Genomic DNA, 19,926 nt, shown 5'->3' with positions numbered 1-19,926 from the left:
GGCCGCCGGGTCACCCCTTGACAGCCCCGGAAGTCAGCCCGGCGACGATCCGCCGCTGGAAGAGCAGAACGAAAACGATGATCGGAATGGTGATCACCACGGCCGCGGCGGCGATTGAACCGGTGGGCTGCTGGAACTGCGAGCTCCCGGTGAAGAACGCGATGGCGGCCGGCACCGTACGCGCGGCCGGGGTGGAGGTCAGCGAGATGGCGAACAGGAAGTCGTTCCAGCAGAAGATGAACACGAGGATGGCGGTGGTGAACACGCCCGGCGCGGCCAGCGGTGCGATGACCAACCGGAACGCCTGCGCGGGCGTGGCGCCATCGACCTTGGCGGCCTTCTCCAGGTCCCAGGGGATCTCCCGGAAGAACGCGGACAGGGTGTAGATAGCGAGGGGGAGCGAGAAGGTCATGTACGGGATGATCAGCCCGATCCAGGTGTCGAAGATCCCGATGACGCGCTCGATGTTGAACAGCGGTGACACCAGGGAGATCGGCGGGAACATCGCGATGAGCAGCGACATCCCGATGAGTACCCGCTTGCCGGGGAACCGGAGTCTGGCCACCGCGTAGGCGGCCATCGTGCCCAGCACCACCGCGATCGCCGTGGAGATCAGGGCGATGCCGATCGAGTTGACCAGGGCCCGGGTGAACTCGGAGGTCTGGAAGATGCCCTTGTAGTTCTCCCAGGTCCACTGCCGGGGGATGTAGTTGCCGTCCGTCAGGGTGCTGGGTGTCTTGAACGACAGCGCGACGATCCACCCCACCGGGAACAGGGCGTACAGGATCACCACGATGTTCACGACGGTCCATCGGGCGGCGTGCGTCTTCCCTGCGGCGGCCATCAGCGTTTCACCTCCGCGCCAGGGGCGGCCGTGCCGAACAGTTTGACGAACGTGAAGGCGATGATCCCGACGCAGATGAAGATGAGCACCGAGATCGCCGACCCGATGCCCAGGTTCAGCGCGGTGAACAGGTTGTCGTAGCCGAGGATCGACACCGAACCGGTGTCGTGGGCGCCCGCGGTGAGGATGTAGATGTTGTCGAAGATCCGGAACGCGTCCAGCGTCCGGAAGAGCAGCGCCACCAGGATCGCCGGTTTCATCAGCGGCACCATCACCTTGATGAAGCGCTGCCAGCCGGTGGCGCCGTCCACCATGGCGGCCTTGAGGGTCTCCTCGGGGACCAGCGCGAGTCCGGCGAGCAGCAGCAGGGCCATGAACGGGGTGGTCTTCCACACCTCGGCGAGGATGATCAGCCACAGGGCGGGCCACTGCTCGGTCAGCGGAGCGGATCCGCTGGGCAGCAGCTCGGCGAGGTACCCGAGGTTCGGCGTCCACGCGTACTGCCAGGAGAAGGCGGCGACGACGGTGACGATCCCGTACGGCACGAGGACCGAGGTGCGCACCGTCCCTCGCCCGAAGATCGCGCGGTGCATCACCAGGGCGATGGCCATGCCGAGGACCAGCTCGATGGTGACGGACACCACGGTGATGAACAGCGTCACCCAGAAGGCGTCCCACCAGAACGAGGAGGACAGTACCGCCCCGTAGTTGCTCAGCCCCACGAACTTCGCCTGGGCCGGGAAGCGCAGGTCGTAGCGCTGGAGGGAGAGGTAGACGGCGTACCCGATGGGATAGGCGGTCACGGCGAGCATGACGAGGACGGCCGGCGCGCACAGCAGCCAGCCGAGCCGTCGCTCCTGGCGGGCTCCCGCCGAGAGCGACGCCCGGGTCCGCCGCTGCTGCTCCGCCTCGGGCGGCGGTCCGCCCGGCTGGGTCTGTGAGGGGCTCACGGGATCACACCCTTGGATTGCAGAGCGTCGTCGATCTGATCCCTGATCGTCCTGACCGAGCTCTCCGGCTTGATCCCGGACGGCGGGGACAGGGTGTGGGAGATCGCGATCGAGATGTTCTGGTAGGCCGGAGTGAGCGGGCGGACGCTCGCCAACTCCAGGGCGGCCAGCACTTCCTTGGCGAACGGGTACTCCTTGACGAAGGACGGCTCGTCGTAGAGGGCGCGCAGGGTGGGCGGCAGACCGCCTTCGAGTGCCGCGGTGAGCTGGTTCTCCCGGTTGCGCAGGCACAGGGCCGCCTCGAAGGCCAGTTGGGGATGGCGCGAGTAGGCGCTCACGGCCAGGTCGATGCCGCCGATGGTGGGCCGTGCCGGGCGGTTCGTGTCGACCCGGGGGTAGGGCGCCCAGCGGAAGTCCTTGAACAGGTCAGGATTGTTCGCCTTCATCGACGGATAGACGAACGGGTAGTTGAGTTCGAAGGCCGCCGTCCCCGACTCCATGGCGAGGCGGTTCTGGTCCTCCATCTGGTTGGACAGGGAGGGGTCCGCAGCCGGGGATCTCGCCAGGTCGCGCATGACGGAGGCGGCCCGCTCCGCGGGAGGGCCCAGGGACGGCGCGGTGGCGGTCTTGTTGAGGATGGAGCCGCCCGCGCTGTTGATCAGTGTGTTGAACCAGACGGTCAGGCCCTCGTACTGGGCGCCCTGGATCTCCACGTAGTGCGGTTTGCCCTGCTGGGCGAGATCGCGGGCCATGGTCAGCATCTCGGCCCAGGTCTTGGGCGGAGTCGGCACCAGGTCCTTGCGGTACCAGAGGAGCTGGGTGTTGGTGTTGTACGGGACGGCGTACAGCTTGCCCTTCCACGTCGAGGTCTGCACCGGCACGCGCAGAGTGCCCTCGAGAGCCTGTCGCTTCGCCGCCCCGGTCCACTCCCGGATCCAGCGGGCCTCGGCGAACTCCGCCGCCCAGGTGACGTCCAGACCCAGGATGTCGAGGGCGCTGTCCTCGGCGGCCAGCCTGCGAACGAGCTGCTGGCGCTGGCCGTCGGCGGCACGCGGCAGCTTGTGGTAGACGATCCGGTAACGCCCATCGGCGGCTTTGCTGCATCTGTCGGCTGCCTTCTGGAGCGCCCCCGAGTCGTCCGGGAAGTTGTACCAGTCGACGGTGACCGGCCCGGAGGCCCCACCGCCACCACAGGCTGCCAGCACAGACGCGAGCAAAGGCAACACGGCACACAGCCCGCGCGTCCGCGCGGAAGGCACCGTCTTTCCCAGGACCCGCTGACATCCGAACCCGCGCACGCGGCGACACCTCGTTCTCCGAGACGGTCGGCACGCGACCCGACTCCGTAGCGATTCACTCCCACGTGAACACTAGACACCCCAGAACATGACTTCAGCGCAAAAAGGCCTAACTGCGCCCATATGAACCAGCACAGTCGCCCGGAGGGCCGCGCCGCATGACCACCGCACCGCCGTCGGGCTGCGCACGTTCACCACTCACGGCACCGCGTGTGCGTCAGCTGAGTTCGGAGAATCCCTAGGGTTGGTCCACTCCAGTAGGCAGGTCAGCACCGTTCCGGTGATGAGCAGACGGCGGTGGTGATCAGGGTGAGCTTGGCGTGCAGGCTCCAGGTGCGGCGTCCCGTCGTACGGCGCCGGTGGCGGTGGCGCAGAACTTCCAGCAGCACCGGGAAGCCGATTCCGCCCAGGATGACGGCCACGGCGATCGGCAGAGTGACCCAGGGGTCCTGGGCGTAGCGGGTGAGGCTGTCTGCGTGCAGCCCGAAACCGGCGTTGTTGAACGCCGAAACGGCGTGGAAGTAGCCGAGGTACACGGCGCTGCCGATGTCTTCGCCGTAGTCGTACCGGAAGCGCAGGGACAGCACTGCGCCCACCGCCACCTCGACGATCAGCGTGGTTCCGGCGACGCCCAGCAGGACGCGCCGCACGTCGCCGATACCGAGGCTCTTGGTCTCGGCCTGCGCGGTGAGCTGCATGCGCAGACGCAGTCGGCCCGAGATCAGCACCGCCAGCAGGGACGCCATGGTCATGATGCCGAAGCCACCGATCTGGATCAGTGCCAGGATCACGCCCTCACCGAAGCCGCTCCAGAACGTTGCCGTGTCCACCACGGCGAGACCGGTCACGCACACCGCTGAGGTCGCCGTGAACAGCGCGGTCACGAAACCGGGAGGTACCCCTGCTCGGCGGCCAAGGGCAGAGACAGCAGTCCCGCGCCCATCAGGACCACCACCGCGAATGCCAGGACGACTGCACGGGCCGGATGCGCGCCGAGCAGCGACCACCGTGACCGCCGGTGCCACCACCACTGCCCCCTCCCCGTCTGCCGACGGCATGTGTCCCCTGGTCGCCAAGGGCGACTACTGGTCAAGATCCCGGCCGCACGCCCTACCCACAAGTCCGAACGACAGCACACTTGCGCGACTCGGTCAGGCCGCGCGGGCTGTCAGGGGCGTCGGCCCCACGTCATCAGCAGCCCGGGACCCAGTTCCGCGAGCCCGGGTGAGGTCAGGTAGTTCAAGGCCTCCGCCACGGTCGCGGCGTCCACCCGGCCCGTCTCCTCGATCGCGGGGCGCATCCGTTGCCACGTCTGGGACCAGAAGCGGGCCAGTGGGCCGTCGGGGATCAGGGGCGGGCAGTACAGTTCCGCGGCTACGTCTGTCAGGCCCTCCTCCCGCAGCGCGTGGGGGTAGGCCGGTACGCCGGAGATGTCCGTGCCGATCGTCGTGCGGAGCGCTTCCCACATCGCGTCCATCGTGCGCCGGTAGGGGGAGGAACCGTCGCGGCTGTCGGGCAGTTCCGCCGCGTCACCCAGCAGGATCCGGCCGCCCGGGTTCAGCAGGCCCGCCAGCCGCGAGATCAGGCGACGGCGCTCAGGCAGGTGCATCAGGACGAACCGGGCGTGGATGACGTCGAAAGTGCCCAGGTCCAGGGTCTCGTCCGTGAGGTCCGCCGTGACCACCCGCAGGCCGGGTTCCGTGAGTCCGGTCAGCGCGCTGGTGTCGCGGTCCAGGGCGACCACTTCCGCCACCCCCGCCTCCCGCAGCAGCCAGTGCGCAACCGTTCCCGTGCCCGCTCCCACCTCCAGGCAGCGCAGGCCCGGTCCGGCGCCCAGCGCCCGCAGGCGGTGGGTGGTGACGGGGTCGTAGACCAGCGCGGCATCGTCGATCCGCTCCGCCTCGCGCGGGTGCCCGGCGTCGAACAGCGCCTCGCCGTACCGGCCGTGCCCGGCGGTCGCGTCATCGTGGGCCGAACTCGGCTCGCCCTGTCCTGCGTCCGTGCCACCGTGGGCGGAGCTCAGCGTGCCGTGTCCTGGGTTCGCGCCACCGTGAGCCGAGGGATCCGTCGAGTGCATGATCCGACGCTAGAGGCGCTGTCCCGGCCCGGCCATCCGGGGCCGTACGGGGTGCGGCCGACTGCCCGGTCCGGCAGGGCCGCCTCAGCGACCTGGGCGGCTCCGATTGAGTGGACTCCCCTGAGCGGGTGCTGCATCCGGGCTCCGGCCCGGTAACCGATGGGTGACATTCCCCTCGGATCCCCCTGCATCAAATCCCCCTGAACCAGAAGAGGTGCCCCCGCCGTGCGCCGTCCCCCCTCCCGCCGCCTGTTCGCAGCGGCCCTGCTCGTGGCCTCCATGCTCACGCCCCTCGCGGTCACCCCGGCCACCGCGGTTCCCGTGGCCAGTGCCGACCGGTACGACGACAACCCCTCGCAGCACGGTCTGGGGCCCGATCTCACCGCCCGGCTGGACAAGGCCATCGAGGACGTCCGCCGCAAGACCGGCATCCCCGGCCTGGTCGTCGGGCTGTGGATGCCGGGCAAGGGGCGGTACGTCCGCGCGACCGGCGTCGCCGACACCGCCACCGGACGGCCGATGACCAGCGACATGTACGTGCGCATCGGCAGCGAGACCAAGACCTTCACGGTCACCGCGCTGCTCAGGCTCGTCGACGACGGCCTGGTCGGACTGGACGACCCGATCTCGAAGTACGTCAAGGGCGTGCCGAACGGTCGCAAGATCACCCTGCGTCACCTCGCCGAGATGCGCAGCGGCCTGTACCCCTACACCTTCGACTCCGACTTCCAGTACGACCTGCTGAGCGACCCGAACAGCACGTACACGCCCCAAGAGCTGCTCGCCTACGGCTACAAGCACAAGAACACCTCCGCCCCGGGCAAGCAGTTCCAGTACTCCAACAGCAACCTCATCCTTCTCGGCCTGGTGATCGAGAAGGTCACCGGTCGTCCGCTCGCCGAAGTCATCGACCAGGGGGTGCTCCGTCCGGCCGACCTGCGACACACGATCTTCCCGGACAGTGGCGAGATCCCCGACCCGCACCCGCAGGGCTACACCAACCAGACGCTGACCGGCGAGGTCACCGACTCCACCCACTGGAACCCCAGTTGGGCCTGGGCGGCCGGCGCCATGATTTCGAACCTGCACGACCTGCGGCGCTGGGCGAAGGTCGTCGCCACCGGCACCCTGCTGAGCCCGAAGACCCAGGCGGAGCGGCTCAGGACGCTGCCCACGGGCATTCCGGGCACCAGCTACGGCCTGGGCATCATGAACAGCGGCGGCTGGATCGGGCACAACGGCTCCATCCCTGGCTACGAGACGGTGACCGTGTACCTCCCCTCGAAGAAGGCGACCTTGGTGCTGATGATGAACACGGACATCCTCTACCAGGGCCAGGAACCGTCCTCGCTGGTCGCGCGGGCGATCACCGAGATCGTCACGCCCAAGAACGTGTACGACCCCGTCCACACCCGGTAGTTGCACCCGTCTCGACGCCGACAGCTGGGTCGAGGAGTGGACGGCGACGGCGGCGATGGTGAAGGCGGTGGACGGAGGCGGGCGCGGAGACTGGAACCGCTTCCGCTACCACCAAGCGGGTGACGACCGGCTGGACGACGTACTCGCCTGACGTACCGTCAACAGGCATGCGTGGCATGCCTGATCGGGCCTGACGGGTGATCTTCGTGCGAGTCGGCGACGCCCGGTCCGCCGCGCGGACGGGCCCGGCAAATACTCCGGCCATGAGACGAGCCCGTTCGACAGCCCGGTCGCGCCTTGTCGCGGCCACCGCGTTCACCGCCCTCCTCGCCCTCCTCGCACTGGGCACCCCTGCCACCGCGGGCAGTGCGACGGCCCACGGCGAGCACCATCGTCGGCCCTGCGTCGGCTCGGACGTGCCCGACGACGGTCCGGCCCGCGAGATCCTGCGCATCGCCCAGCAGGCCAAGACCGAGTTGGACCTGAAGTCGGTGATCCTGCGGGTCGGCGTCGACGGCCACGAGGTCGTCACCACCGCGCTCGGCGAGTCGATGACCGGCGTTCCCGCCGAACCCGCCATGCACTTCCGGAACGGCAACATCGCCATCAGCTACATGGGCACCGCGCTCCTGCGGCTGGTCGACCAGGGCAAGGTGGACCTGGACGACCCCGTCGGGCGCTGGCTGCCCGGCCTGAAGGACGGCGACAAGATCACGCTCCGGATGCTCGCCGCGTCCACCACCGGCCTGCGCGACTACGTCCCCGACCCGGGCTTCCAGGAGGCCGTCGCCGCGAACCCGTTCCGGCAGTGGAAGGCCAAGGAACTCGTGAGCATCTCCACCCGCCAGGAGCGGTGGTACGAGCCGGGGACCAACTGGAGCTACTCCCACGCCAACTTCGTCCTGCTCGGCGCCGCCCTGGAGAAGATCACCCACACCAGGCTGGACCATCTGCTCCAGCGCGAGATCATGGGCCCGCTCGGCCTGCGCGAGACCCGCAACAGCTTCACGCCCGACATCCCGACGCCCGTACTGCACGCCTTCACCTCGGACCGCGGGACCTACGAGGAGTCCACGTTCTGGAACCCCTCGTGGACCACGGCACCCGGCGCCGTGCAGACCACCGACATCTGCGACCTGGCCCGCTCGGCCGCCGCGATCGGGTCGGGCGAGCTGATCTCCCCCTCCTCCTACCGGGAGTTGCTGAACCCGGGGACGGTAGGCCTCGGCCACGAGACGGCCAAGTGCCCGGCCCGGACCTGCATCGCGCAGACCGAAGCGACGCACTTCGGCCTGGGCGTGCTCGTCCTGGGCGACTGGATCGCCCAACACCCGCTCTTCTTCGGCTACTCCGCCTCCATGGCGTACCTGCCGTCCGAGCGCCTGTCGATCGCGGTCTCCACGACGGAGGACCGCAACGCCGCGGACGGCCACACGGCCCACACGATCGTCCAGCGCATCGCCGCCGTGCTCAGCCCGGACCACCCGATTCCCGACTTCGGCTGACCCCATGGTTCGGGGGGCCCGCGGACACCGCTGCCTCGGCGACCGTACGAGAACCGGCGCCGGTACCTCGCGGCCGCAGGCCCCCCACCAGGCCGACGACCACCACGGCGATGCCGAGCCACACCCACGGCCCCGGCAGGCCGGTGCCCGACACGGCGCCCACCGCGGCCGCCGCGAGCGGGGCGATGCCGGTGAGCAGTCCGGCGCGCCCGGCGCCGGCCGAGCGAACGGTCGAGTACCACAGGACGAAGGCGACCGCCGTCACCATCAGCGCCAGGTAGGCGGCGGCCGCCCACTGGGAGACGGACACCTCCCGCACGGAAGAAGGCCCTTCCGCCGTCACCCCGATGACGGTCAGCATCACCCCGCCCAGCCAGGTCGCGTGCAAGGACACCCCCCAGGGGCCGTGCCGTCGCAGCACCGGCACCGCGAGCAACGTGAACGCGGCCTCACAGCCCAGGGCCAGCGCCGCCCAGGCCACCCCGGCGGCGTCGGTCCGGCCGGTCCCCTGCACCAGCACCGCGCCCGCCATGACCACCGGCGCGGCCAGCAGGATCCGCCGACTGGGCCCACGCCGCTCCAGCAAGGGGCCCACCACCCCCAGCACCAGCGGTACGCACGCCACCGCCACGGCGATCACAGCGGGCTCGGCATGCGCGACGCCCCGGACCACGGCCACGTTGAACAGCACCAGACCGGTGACCGCGATCCCGGCCAGCCACAGCCACTCCCGACCGCGTGGCCGTACCGGACGCACCCCGGCGAGCCGGGCGATGAGCAGAAGAATCGCGGTCGCGGCCAGGTAGCGGACGGCCTGCGTGGTGAACAGCGGGGCGTCGACGAGCGCGTGCGAGACGGTGACGCTGCTGCCGACCAGCGCCATGCCGATCATGCCGGGGACGAGCGGGGCGAACGAAGCGGAAGGTCTGTCCATACGTTCCACCCTGGCCGCACAATGGATGCCATGGGCAGGTCCACAGAGCCCCCGCCCGAGGGGTCCAAAACCCCGCACGCGACGGACGCGGCCGCCGTCGGCTCGGACTTCCTCCAGCTGGACATCGGCGCGGCCCCGCCCGGCGGACGTACCGACTGGCTGGCCGAGCGGCTGCGGTCGGCCATCGCCGACGGCCGGCTGCCGGTCGGCGCACGGCTGCCCGCCACCCGTGTGCTCGCCGAGGAACTGCGGGTCACCCGGGGCGTGGTCACCGAGGCCTACCGGCGGCTCGCCGAGTCCGGTCAGATCGCGGGCCGCGGCCGACGCGGCACGGTGGTGGTAGCGGCTCCCGCCGCGCCGCGCGGGCATCCCGGCGGTGCGACGGAGCCGGGTCCCGCGCTCTTCGGCTCGGCCGACCGCGAGGGCGTCGTCGACGTACTGCGCGGCCTTCCCTGCCGTATCGACCTCTCGCCCGGCGTTCCCGACCTCGCCGCCTTCCCGCGCGCCGACTGGCTTCGTGCCGAACGGGCGGTCCTCGCAGGTCTCACCCCGGCGGACTTCGGCTACGGCGACTCCCAGGGTGCGCCCGCGCTCCGCGGGGCCGTCGTCGGTTGGTTGGCCCGCAACCGCGGCATCCGCGCCGACCCGGACGAGGTGGTGGTCGTCGCGGGGGTGGCCCAGGCACTGAGCCTGCTCGGGCGGTTGCTGACGCGCGACGGGATCCGCCGTATCGCCGTCGAGGACCCCGGATCCCTCGGAGCGCGCCAGCAGTTGGAGTACGGCGGCCATACGACCGTCCCCGTGCCCGTGGACGAGGGCGGACTCGACGTCGCGGCGCTGCGGGCCAGTGGCGCCCGCGCGGTGCTGCTGACCCCGGCCCATCAATTCCCCACCGGAGTCGTCCTCGACGGGGAGCGCCGACGTGAACTGCTGAGCTGGGCCGCCGAGGGCGGGCTGGTCATCGAGGACGACTACGACGCCGAGCACCGCTACGACCGGCCGCCGGTACCGGCGCTGCGCTCCCTGTTGCCCGACGGCGTCTGCTACGCGGGCAGCGTCTCCAAACTCCTCGCGCCGGCGCTCCGGGTGGGCTGGCTCCTCGTACCGCCGGACCGACGGGACGCCGTCGTGACCGCCAAGCGGTACTCGGACCTCGGCAACGGCATCCTCACCCAGCTGGTGCTGGCCCGGCTGATGGACTCGGGCGAGCTGGAACGGCATCTGCGCCACGTCCGCCGGCGCCACCGGCGACGCCGGGACGTGATGCTGCGCGCCATCCACACGCACCTGCCCGGCGCCCGGGTCCACGGGGCGGCCGCCGGACTGCACTTGACGGTCACGTTCGACGCCCCGCGCCCCGACACCGAGCTCGCGGCGGCGGCCCTCGCCAGGGGCGTCAAGGTGCACCCCTTGTCCTGGCACCGGATCCGCCCCGGCTCGCCGGGCCTGGTCCTCGGCTACGCGGCGGGCCCCGCCCACGAGATCGACGAGGGCATCGCCGTCATCGGCGAGGCACTGCGCGCCGTGAACTCCCGCGCGTGACCCCCGCGGTGTCAGCGCAGGGCGCGGCCGATGGGGCCGGCCACGCTCGCGTGGGAGAGGTACTGGGCGATGTTGTGCGCCTTGTCCTTGGCGTTGGTGACTTCGGGCTGGTCGACCTTGCCCCATCGCTTGTCCCGCAGCGGACAGCCGATGGCGACGGCGTCCGCCGGGCTGAAGGCGTTCACCCAGGCGCGGACGTCGGTGGGCCGGTGCGGTCCGCGGGCCAGCAGGCGGCTGTTGACCGCGTCCATGCCCAGTGGGCTGCCGACGGTGACGAGCATGACCTGGCCGATCCCGGACGGGAGCCGGCCGAGCAGATCCATGCCGACGACAGTGCCCAGGCTGTGCGTGACGAGGACGAGGTCGCCTCGATCGGGCAGGGTCGCGGCCACGGCGTCCAGTACCGCCTCCCGAACGCGCGGCTCGCTCAGGTACTTCGCCACGTCCTGGAACACCGTGTCGATGGTCCACTCGTCGACGTCCGATCTGGCCGCCACCCAGCCGAGTGCGCGCCGGAAGGTGCGGACCGCGCCGTCGAGGCTCTCGTCGGCCGTGTACCCGTCCTCCGGCATGCCGGCCCGGGTCGCCGCCTCGAGCAGCATCTCCTCGTACGCCTCCGCGTCCTGCGCCGGTGGGGTGTGGGCGACGGATTCCTCCGTGCCCATCAGTGCGGCCAGCCGGTCGCCGTAGTACGGGAACCAGGCGTCGGCCGGGTCGACGGTGGGCAGGCCGGCATGGGTGAGGCCCTGGTTGAGGCCTCCGGCCCACTCGCGGCGAAGCGCCTCGGGGTCCTTGCCCTGCTGGCTCCTGCCGTGCAGGAACACCAGAGCGCGGGTGCCGCCGAAGGCGGTGTCACGGCCGCGGAGTCCGGTGCGGGCCGTGCGTTCCGCCGCGCCGACGCCGACGGGTGGTGTCATCGCAGGGGCTTGGTGCGCGAGCCCCGCCGCATCCTGGGGGGCGGGGCCGCCGAGCCCGGACTCGGGCCCCATCTCCGCCAGCAGCGCGCGTTGTGCGGGCGTCGGTCGCAGGGACGCAAGATGACGCAGGACGGAGCTGATGCGTACGCCCTCGTTCGCCACCCAGGACAGGGTGTCCTCGCCGTCGCTCGGCTGCCACACCCCGCCGTCCTTGCGCAGCGGCTGCCCGTTCGCGTCCGTCTCGGGCACTCCCATGTGATGGAGGGCCACGATCTCCCACTGGTCGTTGAAGACAGGGGAGCCCGAGTTGCCTGGCTCCGTGTCCGTTCGGTAGTGCAGGAAGTCGTCCAGCCGCGTGATGAGCTTGTTGTCGCGCAGCGCGATCTCCTTCAGCCGTCCGCTGGGATGGCCGATGATGTTCACCAGCTCGCCGACGACCAGCTTTCCGGTGCGGACACTGAGCCGGTTCCAGCCGAACACCTCACCAGGTGGTACGTCCCCGTCGGCCGGGGCGAGCGCCACCAGGGCGAAGTCCAGCGGCTCATGGGCGAGGAACAGGTCGTCCGGGGCGAGTTCGACCCGGACGACGTCGTCGGGAGCGTTGTCGACGCCGATCTGGGCGTCGAACTCCGCGAAGCAGGACTTGGCGAAGTCCGCCTCCGGCAGAACGTGGTGATTGGTCATCAGCAACCGCGGGGAAACCAAGAAGCCCGTTCCGAGGGGTAGTTCGCGGCCACCGCGGCGAAGAGTGAGACGTGCGACCGTTCTGGCCGCGCGGGCGCCGCGGGGCAGGAAGTTCGCCGCCTGGAGGTCGTTGGACAGGCCGATGATCCGCTCATGGGCCTGCGGGAGGTCCAGCGGTTCGGCGTGGATCTGGGCGACGACGGCCGCCGCGGGCACGCCGCCCCGGCTGAGGATGCGCTCGGCCCGGGCGGCCAGTGCCTGTGGTGTGTCGGGGAAGTGCACACCTTCCGCGGTCCGGGCTTCGGCCCGCTGGCGGGCCGCCGCCGACTCGCGGTATCGCCGCGCGGCGTCGGCGACTTGACGACGCTGTTCCTCTGCGGCCCTGTCGAGTTCCGGCACGTCTATCGTGGGCATGTCTTCCCACCTCCGTGGGCGTACGGGGTGTGCGGCGACGGCACGGGGCCGGGGACTCCGGCGTCGTGCCGCCGCCTGGATCTCTCAGCCGCCTAGACCATGCCGAGCCACACGCACGGGCCCCCGGGCGTGCAGCTCCATCCGCGTGCGTCGCGGCCGGCCGAGGTGGCGGGGTCGGCGACGTGGTGGCCGGCGGGGAACTGAGACTCCATGTAGTGTCCTGTGACTCCTTCGGGCTGGTCGACGGGGTCGTACGTCCCCACGACCACCAGATAGGGCTCGTAGAGATCCCACCTGCGCTCGATGGTGGACGCCTGGATGGGAAGTTCGAGGCGGATGCCTGCCGAGCCGCGAGACGCGGACGGCCGACTCCTGTTGGGCTCCTCGTTCATCCTGATGTCCTTTCAGCCGCCGCACCGGCGGTGGGCCGTGGGGCGCGCCGCCGGGACACGGAGGTCAGTCGAACAGTGAGCCGATGGCCGAGCCGGCCAGACCGAGCAGCGGCAGGATGGGCAGATTGGGCTCGACGCCGTTGGCATCGTCCCGCGGCCCGTCGCAGTCGGTGGGGGTTCGGTTGACTGCGGGCGTCTGGAAGGGCGTCCGGAGCGCGGTGACCGGCCCGGTGGCGGGCCGCCGCGGTGTGAGCTCGTCGTTCATGGCGCTGTCCTTTCAGTGTATGGGAACGCCCGGCCTACAGCACGGCGTCCAGGGCACCCCGAGCGGCCTTGCCCAGGGCTGACCACGGGATGTCTCCCCAACCCCAGTTGGCCTCGACGCCGTCGGCGTCCCCTCGGGGGGCCGGGCCAACGGGAGCCCGGTCGATCGCGGGGGTCTGGTACGGGGTCCGCAGTGCGGTGGCGGGTGAGGGAGAGCCCTCACGCCACTTCTCGGTTGCGGTCATGATGCTGTCCTTTCCGATCCGGATGCACCGGTGAGCGGGACGCGCGGCCTCGCTCGCCGACGCGCTGGGCGCTTCCTCGAGCCCTCAGCCCAGGAGGCTCATTGCCGTCTTCAGGATGTTGCCGAAGCCGAAGTCGGCCTCGACGCCTCCCGCGTCGTCACCGTCGGCGCCGCGGGCCACGGTGGGGTTCCGGTCGATCGCGGGCGTCTGGAACGGGGTGCGCAGAGCCGTGGGCCGCGTGGGCCTCTCCTCGAGGGTGAACTGCGGGTCGTGCATGGTTCTCTCCTCTCACTGGTGGGTTGGTCCGGCGCGCGATCGCCGCCGGACGTCTTGCGGTGCTAGCCGCCCATGCCCCGGCACATGTCGCGGGCCGAACCGGTCAGGTCCGCGCACATCGACCTGGCGGCCGCTGCTCCGTGCTCCTCGGCACCGTCGGCCGGCGCCTGCCACCGGTCGCGGTGCACAGCCGGGCTCTGCGGGGGAACCGAGGGTTCGGGGCGAGGTGGTGTCTCGTGCATGGTGTCTCCCTGGTGGATGAGGTACGGCGGTCAGAAGCCGCCGATGAACTTGTGGACGGGAGCGAGACTCACCGGGAGCTCGTCGCTGACGTCGTAGGTGAACAGGAACGAGAGCTTCGCCCTGCGGTCGTTCTCGGGGTCGAAGAAGGTGATGACGACGTCCTGGCAGTCGGAACCCGGGCGGCAGAACGGGCTCTTGGTGACCGTGATGGTGTCCAGGGAGTAGAGGTGCTCGTCGTTGGCTCCGGGGACCTGGTTGGCCGCCAGCATGCCTTCGGCCATCTCCTTGCCGACCTCGAAGGCGTTGGTGCCGGCGAAGTTCATCGCCCGGTCCGCGGAACTCTGTCCGAGGTTGCGGAACTGCCAGTAGATCTTGTCCAGGAAGGCGCGGATGGTCTTCGCCGGGTCGGGCGGGTTCTCGCCTTCGACCCTGACCCTGCGCTGCTCCAGGTCCTTCTTCAGCGCTGCCGTCACCGCCTGGACGAACACGTGCTCGTTCCACGTGTACAGACCCCGGCTCTTGACCTCCACCACCGGGACGACCTGGCCGGAGAACAGGCGCACCGTTCGATCGGTCAGCACGCCCGGCACCGAGACCCGTGAGACGTGTGCGGGGCTTTCCCGATCCTCGACCTGCCCGACGATGGCGTCACGGAACGTCCGGTAGACCGTGGACACCGGGGGGTAGGACAGCGTGGCGAGCATGTCCGTCAGCTGGGCACCCACGTCGTTCACGGCCTTCTCGGCGTTGCCGCGCACCGTGTCGGGCTGTGCCTCGCGGTCCGCGATGATCGGCTGGGTCCAGTCCATCCCGACCGGGGACTCCGCCTCCAGGGCGTAGATCGGCGTGGCGTCCATGTTCAGGGTCCAGGTGAGCTTGTCGCACGCCCAGGGGTTCTTCGCCAGATAGTCGTGGAGCTGCCGGGGGTCGTAGACGTTCGGCGCGACTTCCTGTTCTGGGTGTTCGGAGGTGGCGGGCCTGAACACATCCGGCATCTGCTGCCGGAAGCTGTCCCTGCGGGCCTCGGTGCGGTAGTCGAAGCCGATCGTGCCGATCGCGAAGATGAGCTGGCGCCCGTTGCCATTGCCGCTGGCGACCGCGCCCGTGCTCGCCGCCGTACCCGCGCTCGCGTTGCCTCCGCAGGTGCCGCCGCAGTCGGGGCAGGAGGGGCGTACGCCGTGCTCGACCGGGACCGGGACCGGTTGCGGCGTCGGCGGTGTCTGGGGGGCGGCAGCCTGGGGGACGGGCGGTGCCGGCGGCTGCGCTGCCGCTTGGACTCCGGTCGGGGGCACCGCCTGCTGAAAGGCCGGCGCCGCGACCTGCTGGGGCGCCTGTGGCATCGCCCCGGGCCAGGTGGCGGGCGGCTGGGCTGTGGCCGGGGCCGTCTGCGGGACCGGCGGGAGCGCCGGTGCCTGGGGCGGCTCGGGAGGTGGTGTCGGCGTGGGGGCGGCGGCGGGGGCCGCTCCGGTGGCGGGAGGCGGTGCCGCGGCCGCGGACAGACCCTCGGCCCCCTCCCCGGCGTGCGCGTGTACGGCGTTCGTGTCCATGACGATGGCTGTTCCTTTCGGTTCGGCGTGAGTCGTCCGGGTCGTCGAGGGGCCGCCGATGATGTTCACGGAGTCGCCCCGCGCTGTCCGCGGGACGAGCGAGCCCCCTTCCCTGATCAGTTCGAAAGCGCGGGCGGCGGAGAGGCGGCCGCCCAGCAGACGACGGCACTGCGGCGCGTCGTCCGGGGCACAGGGCGGTCGGCCAGCGGAGGCGAGGATGGCCCGGCCGGCGGCGAGCGGGTCCGGTTCGCGGCCCTCCGCGATCTGCTGCGCGACGAGCAGAGCGGCCACACCGGTCACCGCCGGGGTGGCGAAGCTGCTGCCGGTCAGCGACGCGAGCCGGCCGCCGGGTGCCGCGCCCTCGATGTCCCGGCCGGGGGCGAGGACGCCGTTCGTCCGGTATGCGGGCCCCCAGTTGTTGAGGTCCAGTGGCTCGCCGGCCGCGTCGGTCGCGCCGACGGCGAGCACGGACGGCGTGGCGGCCGGAGCCTGGAGGCAGTCGCAGCCGTCGTTGCCGACCGCCGCGACCACCAACACCCCGTTCTCCGCGCACCGTCGCAGGGCCCGCTCCAGCATGGCTTCCGCCCTGCCGTCCGCGCTGCGCTCGCCGCCGCTGATGTTGATCACATGGGCTCCCGCCTCCACGGCCTGTTCCACCGCCCGTGCGAGGTCGAGTTGCGGAACCCGGGCCACACCTCCGTTCGGGGACTCACGGAACACCGGCAGGACCAAACCGCGGCATCGCGGTACGAGACCGGTCACCGGAGATCCGGGCTGTCCGAACAGAAGGCTGGCCACATGCGTGCCGTGCAGCGACATCAGTCCGGAACCGGCGGCATCCGGCACCAGCGTGGGGAGGCGCGTGAGATCCGCTCCCGCGAAACACGGATGCCCGAAGTCGACGGGGCCGTCGAGCACGGCGACGCGAACCGCCGGGGTGCCCACAAGCCCGGTCTCACCGGGAACCGCGCGAAGTACCGACCGGACGTCCATCCGACCCTCCGTTCCCCGACCTCGTGATCCTTTCGGTTACGCATCAGGTTTCCCACAAAGATGTTCCGCAGATATTCGACGGAATATGAAATATCTATTGGAGGTGCATCTCGGGTGCGTTCGAGGAGCGTTAAGGATCCGTTTTCGATGTGTCGCGAAATTATTTGACCGAAACCGTTTTGATGATTCTTGAAGTACTCGATGTGGCGGCCATGCCTGGTCCGAGGGGGTCACAGCGGTTGCAGCGGAAAAACGCGTCGAGCACAGTGTTAGCTGTGATGAACGCAGTCCAGCTCGAAATCCTGGGGCCATTTGAATTACTCCGCGACGGGCGTTCGGTCACCGTCCCGGCGGGGGCTCAGCGTCTGCTCGGCCTCCTCGCCGTGCGCGGTGAAGGGATTCACCGGCGGGCTGCCGCGGAGCAGCTCTGGCCGGAGTGCACCCCGCTGCGGGCCGCGGCGAACCTGAGGTCGGCCCTGTGTCAGAGCCGGAAGATCGGCCCGCAGACCGTCGTGGTCTGCGACGGTCACCGGCTCGCCCTGTCGCCGTGCATCTCGGTGGACCACTGGGAGGTTTGCGGGATCGCCCGTCAGCTCCTGGAACCCGGGGAAGGCCTCCAGGCCCTGCCCGGAGACCTCGACCGGCTGGTCGAGGATCTCGGCCGGCCCCTGCTCCTGGGGTGGGACGACGAGTGGCTGATACTCGAACGCGAACGCTGGGACCAGATGCGTCTGTACGCGCTGGAACACCTGGCGCAGCATTTCCTCGCCCTGGACCGGTTCCTTGCCGCGCACCAGGCGGCCCTCGCCGCCACCGCGGTCGACCCGTTCCGCGAGACCGCCCACCGCATCGCCATCGAGGTCCACGCGGCGGAGGGCAATGTCGCCTGCGCGGTCAAGCACTACCTGGACTACCGCAGACTCCTGCAACAGGAACTGAGGGTCTCGCCGTCCCAGCGGATGACCGAGCTGATCCGGGAGTTGACGACGGCCTAGCCGGAACGTTCGCGATGTGGCCCCGAACTGCCTCAATGGCTGAAGCTCCGGGCCGGGCGATACGGTGGCTCCCACTAGCGGTCGGTGGGGACGAAGGGACTTGGCACGTGGCCTTGAGGGCGCTTCGCGCGGGATTGGAAGCCCTGTACGTCAGGCGTCTGGCGCGCAAGCTGGAGGGCAAGCCGCGTCCACGGCACGTCGCCATCATGCTGGACGGCAATCGTCGTTGGGCCCGTGGCGCCGGGCACGACGACGTGCGGGAGGGCTACCGCGTCGGCGGTGCGAAGGTCGGTGACTTCCTGCGCTGGTGCGACGCCGCGGACATCGAGCACGTCACCCTCTGGATGCTCTCCGACGACAACCTCCACCGGCCGCCCGCCGAACTCGGCCCCCTCCTCGAGATCATCGAGGAGACCGTGGCCAGTATCTGCGCGGCCGAGGAGAACTGGCGGATCGAGGTCATCGGCGCGCTCGACCTGCTGCCCGGGGACACCGCGCGCGTGCTGAAGGACGCCGTCGCCCGCACCAGCGGCCGGATCGGGCTCAAGGTCGACGTCGCCGTCGGGTACGGCGGCCGCCGGGAGATCATCGACGCCGTCCGGTCCGCCTTCGACAAGCACATCTCCGGCGGCGGCGACCCGCGCGACCTGGCCGAGAACTTCGACCTCCAGCACATCTCCGACAACCTCTACTCCCCGGCCGGCCCCGACACCGACTTCATCATCCGCACCTCCGGCGAGCAGCGCCTGTCCGGCTTCCTGCTGTGGCAGTCCGCCTACGCCGAGGTGCACTTCGTCGAGGTCCTGTGGCCCGCCTTCCGCCAGATAGACCTGCTGCGCGCGCTGCGGTCGTACGCCGTCCGGGACCGTCGCTACGGCAGATGACCTGAGCCGCGGCCGGCCTGGAGAACTCTCGGGCAGGCGACGGGGGTTTCGATCATGATGAGGGCAATACGTCGTGATCCAAAGGGAGTTGTGATGTCCGTCCGCGCTCTGGTCGTCGATCCGTCCGCACCTGCCGCCGTCCGGCTCGCCGAAGTCGCCGATCCCGTCGCCGGGCCGGGGCAGGTGCTCGTGGACGTCTCCCACGCCTCCCTCAACTACGGCGATCTCAACGACGCCCGCTCCGGGCGCGTTCCCGAGGGCGCGGTGCTCGGGTCGGACGCCGTCGGGGTCGTGGTCGAGGCCGCCGCCGACGGGTCCGGGCCGGACGTGGGGACCCAGGTGGTGGCGATGACCCCGGGTGCGTTCGCCGAGCGCGTCGCCATCGACGTGGCAGCGCTCGCCGTCGTGCCCAAGTCCCTCGATCCGGCACGGGCGGTGGCGTTGCCCGTGGCCGGGATCGCCGCCCTGCGCTCGTTGCGTGCCGCCGGGCTCGGGTCGGGCAAGCGGGTGCTGGTCACCGGGGCCTCGGGCGGTGTCGGCCGGTTCGCCGTCCAGCTCGCGGCGCGGGCGGGGGCGCATGTCATCGCCTCGGTGGGCTCGGCGGCGAGGAGGGCGGGGCTTGTCCAGTCCGGCGCGGACGAGGTGCTGGTCGGCATCGAGGGGCTCGACCGGCCCGTCGACATCGTCATCGACAGCGTGGGCGGGCCGCAGATGGTCGCCGCCTGGGATCGCCTCGCCCCCGGCGGCAGCCTCCAGAGCGTCGGCTGGACCTCCGGGGAACCGGCGGTGTTCCCGCCGTACGCGACCGTCGGCCCGGCCAAGTCGCTCACCTCGTACGTCAATGACGGCCCGGCGGGCGCCGACCTGGCCGTGCTCGCCGACCTGGCCGCGGAGGGCACGTTGACGGTGGAGATCGGCTGGCGGGGATCCTGGGAACGGTTCGACGAGGCCGCCGACGCGCTGCGCGGACGCCGGGTGGCCGGCAAGGCCGTCCTCGACGTGTCCCGGGACTGACACCGTTATGTTCGCGGCATGCAGACGACTCGGGTCTCCCGGCATGTGAACGCACCACGCTCGGCCGTCTACCGGGCGCTCCTGGACGGCGAAGCGGTCGAGCGCTGGCGGGTTCCGGACGGGATGACCTCCCAGGTGCACACCTTCGAGGCCCGGGTGGGCGGTGCCTTCCGGGTGTCGCTCACGTACGACGTGCCGACCGGCACCGGGAAATCGGACGCACACACCGACACCTATCACGGGCACTTCGCCGAGCTGGTGCCCGACGAGAAGGTGGTGGAGGTGCTGGAGTTCGAGACCGCGGACCCCGCCCTGGGCGGCACGATGACCATGACGACCACGCTCACCGACGCGGACGGCGGCGGCACGGACGTACACGTGCTGCACGAGGGGCTGCCGGACGCGGTGCCCGCCGCGGACAACGAGACGGGCACGCGGATGGCCCTGGCCAGGCTGGCCGGGCTCGTGGAAGGGGCTCCATGAACCCTG

Annotated in this window: 20 protein-coding genes; 7 read left to right on the top strand and 13 right to left on the bottom strand. The window is 70.7% G+C overall.

The features are described 5' to 3' along the window. Positions 1-10: 10 nt before the first annotated feature. The 5 genes from ACWDRW_RS32630 to ACWDRW_RS32610 all read right to left on the bottom strand — a co-directional run bounded on the left by ACWDRW_RS32630 (position 11) and on the right by ACWDRW_RS32610 (position 5,169). Positions 11-844: a carbohydrate ABC transporter permease gene (locus ACWDRW_RS32630; protein ID WP_451729604.1), complete on the bottom strand. Its 834-nt coding sequence runs from the start codon at positions 842-844 to the stop codon at positions 11-13. Continuing rightward, positions 844-1,794, bottom strand: a complete 951-nt coding sequence (locus tag ACWDRW_RS32625; protein ID WP_451729601.1) for a carbohydrate ABC transporter permease — start codon at positions 1,792-1,794, stop codon at positions 844-846. Before ACWDRW_RS32625 ends, ACWDRW_RS32630 begins: the two co-directional genes overlap by 1 nt. Beyond that, entirely contained in the window at positions 1,791-2,999 is a 1,209-nt protein-coding gene (locus ACWDRW_RS32620; protein ID WP_451729598.1) for an ABC transporter substrate-binding protein, read from the bottom strand. Before ACWDRW_RS32620 ends, ACWDRW_RS32625 begins: the two co-directional genes overlap by 4 nt. 359 nt (positions 3,000-3,358) lie before the next feature. Further along, on the bottom strand, positions 3,359-3,976 hold the full coding sequence (locus tag ACWDRW_RS32615) for a potassium transporter TrkG (protein ID WP_451729595.1): 618 nt from the start codon (positions 3,974-3,976) through the stop codon (positions 3,359-3,361). A 284-nt stretch (positions 3,977-4,260) separates the two neighbouring features. Then, a complete protein-coding gene (locus ACWDRW_RS32610) occupies positions 4,261-5,169 on the bottom strand; it encodes a class I SAM-dependent methyltransferase (RefSeq protein ID WP_451729593.1) in 909 nt (302 codons plus the stop codon). 225 nt (positions 5,170-5,394) lie between these two features. On the opposite strand from ACWDRW_RS32610, the gene ACWDRW_RS32605 reads away from it, so the two are divergent. Together ACWDRW_RS32605 and ACWDRW_RS32600 are read left to right on the top strand one after the other, a co-directional pair. Next, entirely contained in the window at positions 5,395-6,588 is a 1,194-nt protein-coding gene (locus tag ACWDRW_RS32605; RefSeq protein ID WP_451729591.1) for a serine hydrolase domain-containing protein, read from the top strand. A gap of 263 nt (positions 6,589-6,851) precedes the next feature. Then, entirely contained in the window at positions 6,852-8,093 is a 1,242-nt protein-coding gene (locus ACWDRW_RS32600) for a serine hydrolase domain-containing protein (RefSeq protein ID WP_451729589.1), read from the top strand. On the opposite strand, the gene ACWDRW_RS32595 is transcribed toward ACWDRW_RS32600, so the two are convergent. Next, positions 8,059-9,027 (bottom strand): DMT family transporter, encoded by a 969-nt coding sequence (locus ACWDRW_RS32595; RefSeq protein ID WP_451729586.1) that lies wholly within the window; start codon positions 9,025-9,027, stop codon positions 8,059-8,061. The genes ACWDRW_RS32600 and ACWDRW_RS32595 overlap by 35 nt on opposite strands. 21 nt (positions 9,028-9,048) lie before the next feature. On the opposite strand from ACWDRW_RS32595, the gene pdxR reads away from it, so the two are divergent. Beyond that, on the top strand, positions 9,049-10,569 hold the full coding sequence (pdxR, locus tag ACWDRW_RS32590) for a MocR-like pyridoxine biosynthesis transcription factor PdxR (protein ID WP_451729583.1): 1,521 nt from the start codon (positions 9,049-9,051) through the stop codon (positions 10,567-10,569). A gap of 11 nt (positions 10,570-10,580) precedes the next feature. Here pdxR and ACWDRW_RS32585 read toward each other — a convergent pair whose 3' ends face one another. From ACWDRW_RS32585 to ACWDRW_RS32555, 7 genes are all read right to left on the bottom strand, one after another. Further along, positions 10,581-12,584, bottom strand: a complete 2,004-nt coding sequence (locus ACWDRW_RS32585) for a trypsin-like serine peptidase (protein WP_451729580.1) — start codon at positions 12,582-12,584, stop codon at positions 10,581-10,583. Positions 12,585-12,676: 92 nt separating this feature from the next. Further along, positions 12,677-12,976, bottom strand: a complete 300-nt coding sequence (locus ACWDRW_RS32580) for a hypothetical protein (protein ID WP_451729577.1) — start codon at positions 12,974-12,976, stop codon at positions 12,677-12,679. Between the two features lie 64 nt (positions 12,977-13,040). Further along, complete coding sequence (locus ACWDRW_RS32575; RefSeq protein ID WP_451729574.1) at positions 13,041-13,241, bottom strand: hypothetical protein; 201 nt, start codon at positions 13,239-13,241, stop codon at positions 13,041-13,043. Positions 13,242-13,275: 34 nt separating this feature from the next. Then, on the bottom strand, positions 13,276-13,485 hold the full coding sequence (locus ACWDRW_RS32570) for a hypothetical protein (protein WP_451729571.1): 210 nt from the start codon (positions 13,483-13,485) through the stop codon (positions 13,276-13,278). A gap of 84 nt (positions 13,486-13,569) precedes the next feature. Continuing rightward, on the bottom strand, positions 13,570-13,761 hold the full coding sequence (locus ACWDRW_RS32565; protein ID WP_451729569.1) for a hypothetical protein: 192 nt from the start codon (positions 13,759-13,761) through the stop codon (positions 13,570-13,572). Between the two features lie 62 nt (positions 13,762-13,823). Beyond that, on the bottom strand, positions 13,824-14,003 hold the full coding sequence (locus ACWDRW_RS32560) for a hypothetical protein (protein ID WP_451729566.1): 180 nt from the start codon (positions 14,001-14,003) through the stop codon (positions 13,824-13,826). Between the two features lie 30 nt (positions 14,004-14,033). Beyond that, positions 14,034-16,544, bottom strand: coding sequence for a cyanobactin maturation protease PatG family protein (locus ACWDRW_RS32555; protein ID WP_451729563.1), 2,511 nt, complete (start codon positions 16,542-16,544; stop codon positions 14,034-14,036). 278 nt (positions 16,545-16,822) lie between these two features. Between ACWDRW_RS32555 and ACWDRW_RS32550 the strand changes: the two genes are divergently transcribed. The 4 genes from ACWDRW_RS32550 to ACWDRW_RS32535 all read left to right on the top strand — a co-directional run bounded on the left by ACWDRW_RS32550 (position 16,823) and on the right by ACWDRW_RS32535 (position 19,920). Then, positions 16,823-17,539, top strand: coding sequence for an AfsR/SARP family transcriptional regulator (locus tag ACWDRW_RS32550; protein WP_451729560.1), 717 nt, complete (start codon positions 16,823-16,825; stop codon positions 17,537-17,539). Positions 17,540-17,652: 113 nt separating this feature from the next. Beyond that, positions 17,653-18,423, top strand: a complete 771-nt coding sequence (locus tag ACWDRW_RS32545) for an isoprenyl transferase (protein ID WP_451729630.1) — start codon at positions 17,653-17,655, stop codon at positions 18,421-18,423. Between the two features lie 93 nt (positions 18,424-18,516). Then, positions 18,517-19,437, top strand: a complete 921-nt coding sequence (locus tag ACWDRW_RS32540) for a zinc-binding dehydrogenase (protein WP_451729557.1) — start codon at positions 18,517-18,519, stop codon at positions 19,435-19,437. Positions 19,438-19,455: 18 nt separating this feature from the next. After that, complete coding sequence (locus ACWDRW_RS32535) at positions 19,456-19,920, top strand: SRPBCC domain-containing protein (RefSeq protein ID WP_451729555.1); 465 nt, start codon at positions 19,456-19,458, stop codon at positions 19,918-19,920. Positions 19,921-19,926: the final 6 nt, after the last annotated feature.

The organism is Streptomyces sp. NPDC003635 (assembly GCF_053587635.1).
This window is presented reverse-complemented; position numbering and strand designations above follow the sequence as displayed.

What these genes read in the sequence shown, in the direction of transcription:
- ACWDRW_RS32630 (WP_451729604.1), bottom strand. Translation starts at nt 844, where the DNA reads ATGGCCGCCGCAGGGAAGACGCACGCCGCCCGATGGACCGTCGTGAAC.
- ACWDRW_RS32610 (WP_451729593.1), bottom strand. Translation starts at nt 5,169, where the DNA reads ATGCACTCGACGGATCCCTCGGCTCACGGTGGCGCGAACCCAGGACAC.
- ACWDRW_RS32600 (WP_451729589.1), top strand. Translation starts at nt 6,852, where the DNA reads ATGAGACGAGCCCGTTCGACAGCCCGGTCGCGCCTTGTCGCGGCCACC.
- ACWDRW_RS32595 (WP_451729586.1), bottom strand. Translation starts at nt 9,027, where the DNA reads ATGGACAGACCTTCCGCTTCGTTCGCCCCGCTCGTCCCCGGCATGATC.
- pdxR (WP_451729583.1), top strand. Translation starts at nt 9,049, where the DNA reads ATGGATGCCATGGGCAGGTCCACAGAGCCCCCGCCCGAGGGGTCCAAA.
- ACWDRW_RS32585 (WP_451729580.1), bottom strand. Translation starts at nt 12,584, where the DNA reads ATGCCCACGATAGACGTGCCGGAACTCGACAGGGCCGCAGAGGAACAG.
- ACWDRW_RS32580 (WP_451729577.1), bottom strand. Translation starts at nt 12,976, where the DNA reads ATGAACGAGGAGCCCAACAGGAGTCGGCCGTCCGCGTCTCGCGGCTCG.
- ACWDRW_RS32575 (WP_451729574.1), bottom strand. Translation starts at nt 13,241, where the DNA reads ATGAACGACGAGCTCACACCGCGGCGGCCCGCCACCGGGCCGGTCACC.
- ACWDRW_RS32570 (WP_451729571.1), bottom strand. Translation starts at nt 13,485, where the DNA reads ATGACCGCAACCGAGAAGTGGCGTGAGGGCTCTCCCTCACCCGCCACC.
- ACWDRW_RS32565 (WP_451729569.1), bottom strand. Translation starts at nt 13,761, where the DNA reads ATGCACGACCCGCAGTTCACCCTCGAGGAGAGGCCCACGCGGCCCACG.
- ACWDRW_RS32560 (WP_451729566.1), bottom strand. Translation starts at nt 14,003, where the DNA reads ATGCACGAGACACCACCTCGCCCCGAACCCTCGGTTCCCCCGCAGAGC.
- ACWDRW_RS32555 (WP_451729563.1), bottom strand. Translation starts at nt 16,544, where the DNA reads ATGGACGTCCGGTCGGTACTTCGCGCGGTTCCCGGTGAGACCGGGCTT.
- ACWDRW_RS32550 (WP_451729560.1), top strand. Translation starts at nt 16,823, where the DNA reads ATGAACGCAGTCCAGCTCGAAATCCTGGGGCCATTTGAATTACTCCGC.
- ACWDRW_RS32540 (WP_451729557.1), top strand. Translation starts at nt 18,517, where the DNA reads ATGTCCGTCCGCGCTCTGGTCGTCGATCCGTCCGCACCTGCCGCCGTC.
- ACWDRW_RS32535 (WP_451729555.1), top strand. Translation starts at nt 19,456, where the DNA reads ATGCAGACGACTCGGGTCTCCCGGCATGTGAACGCACCACGCTCGGCC.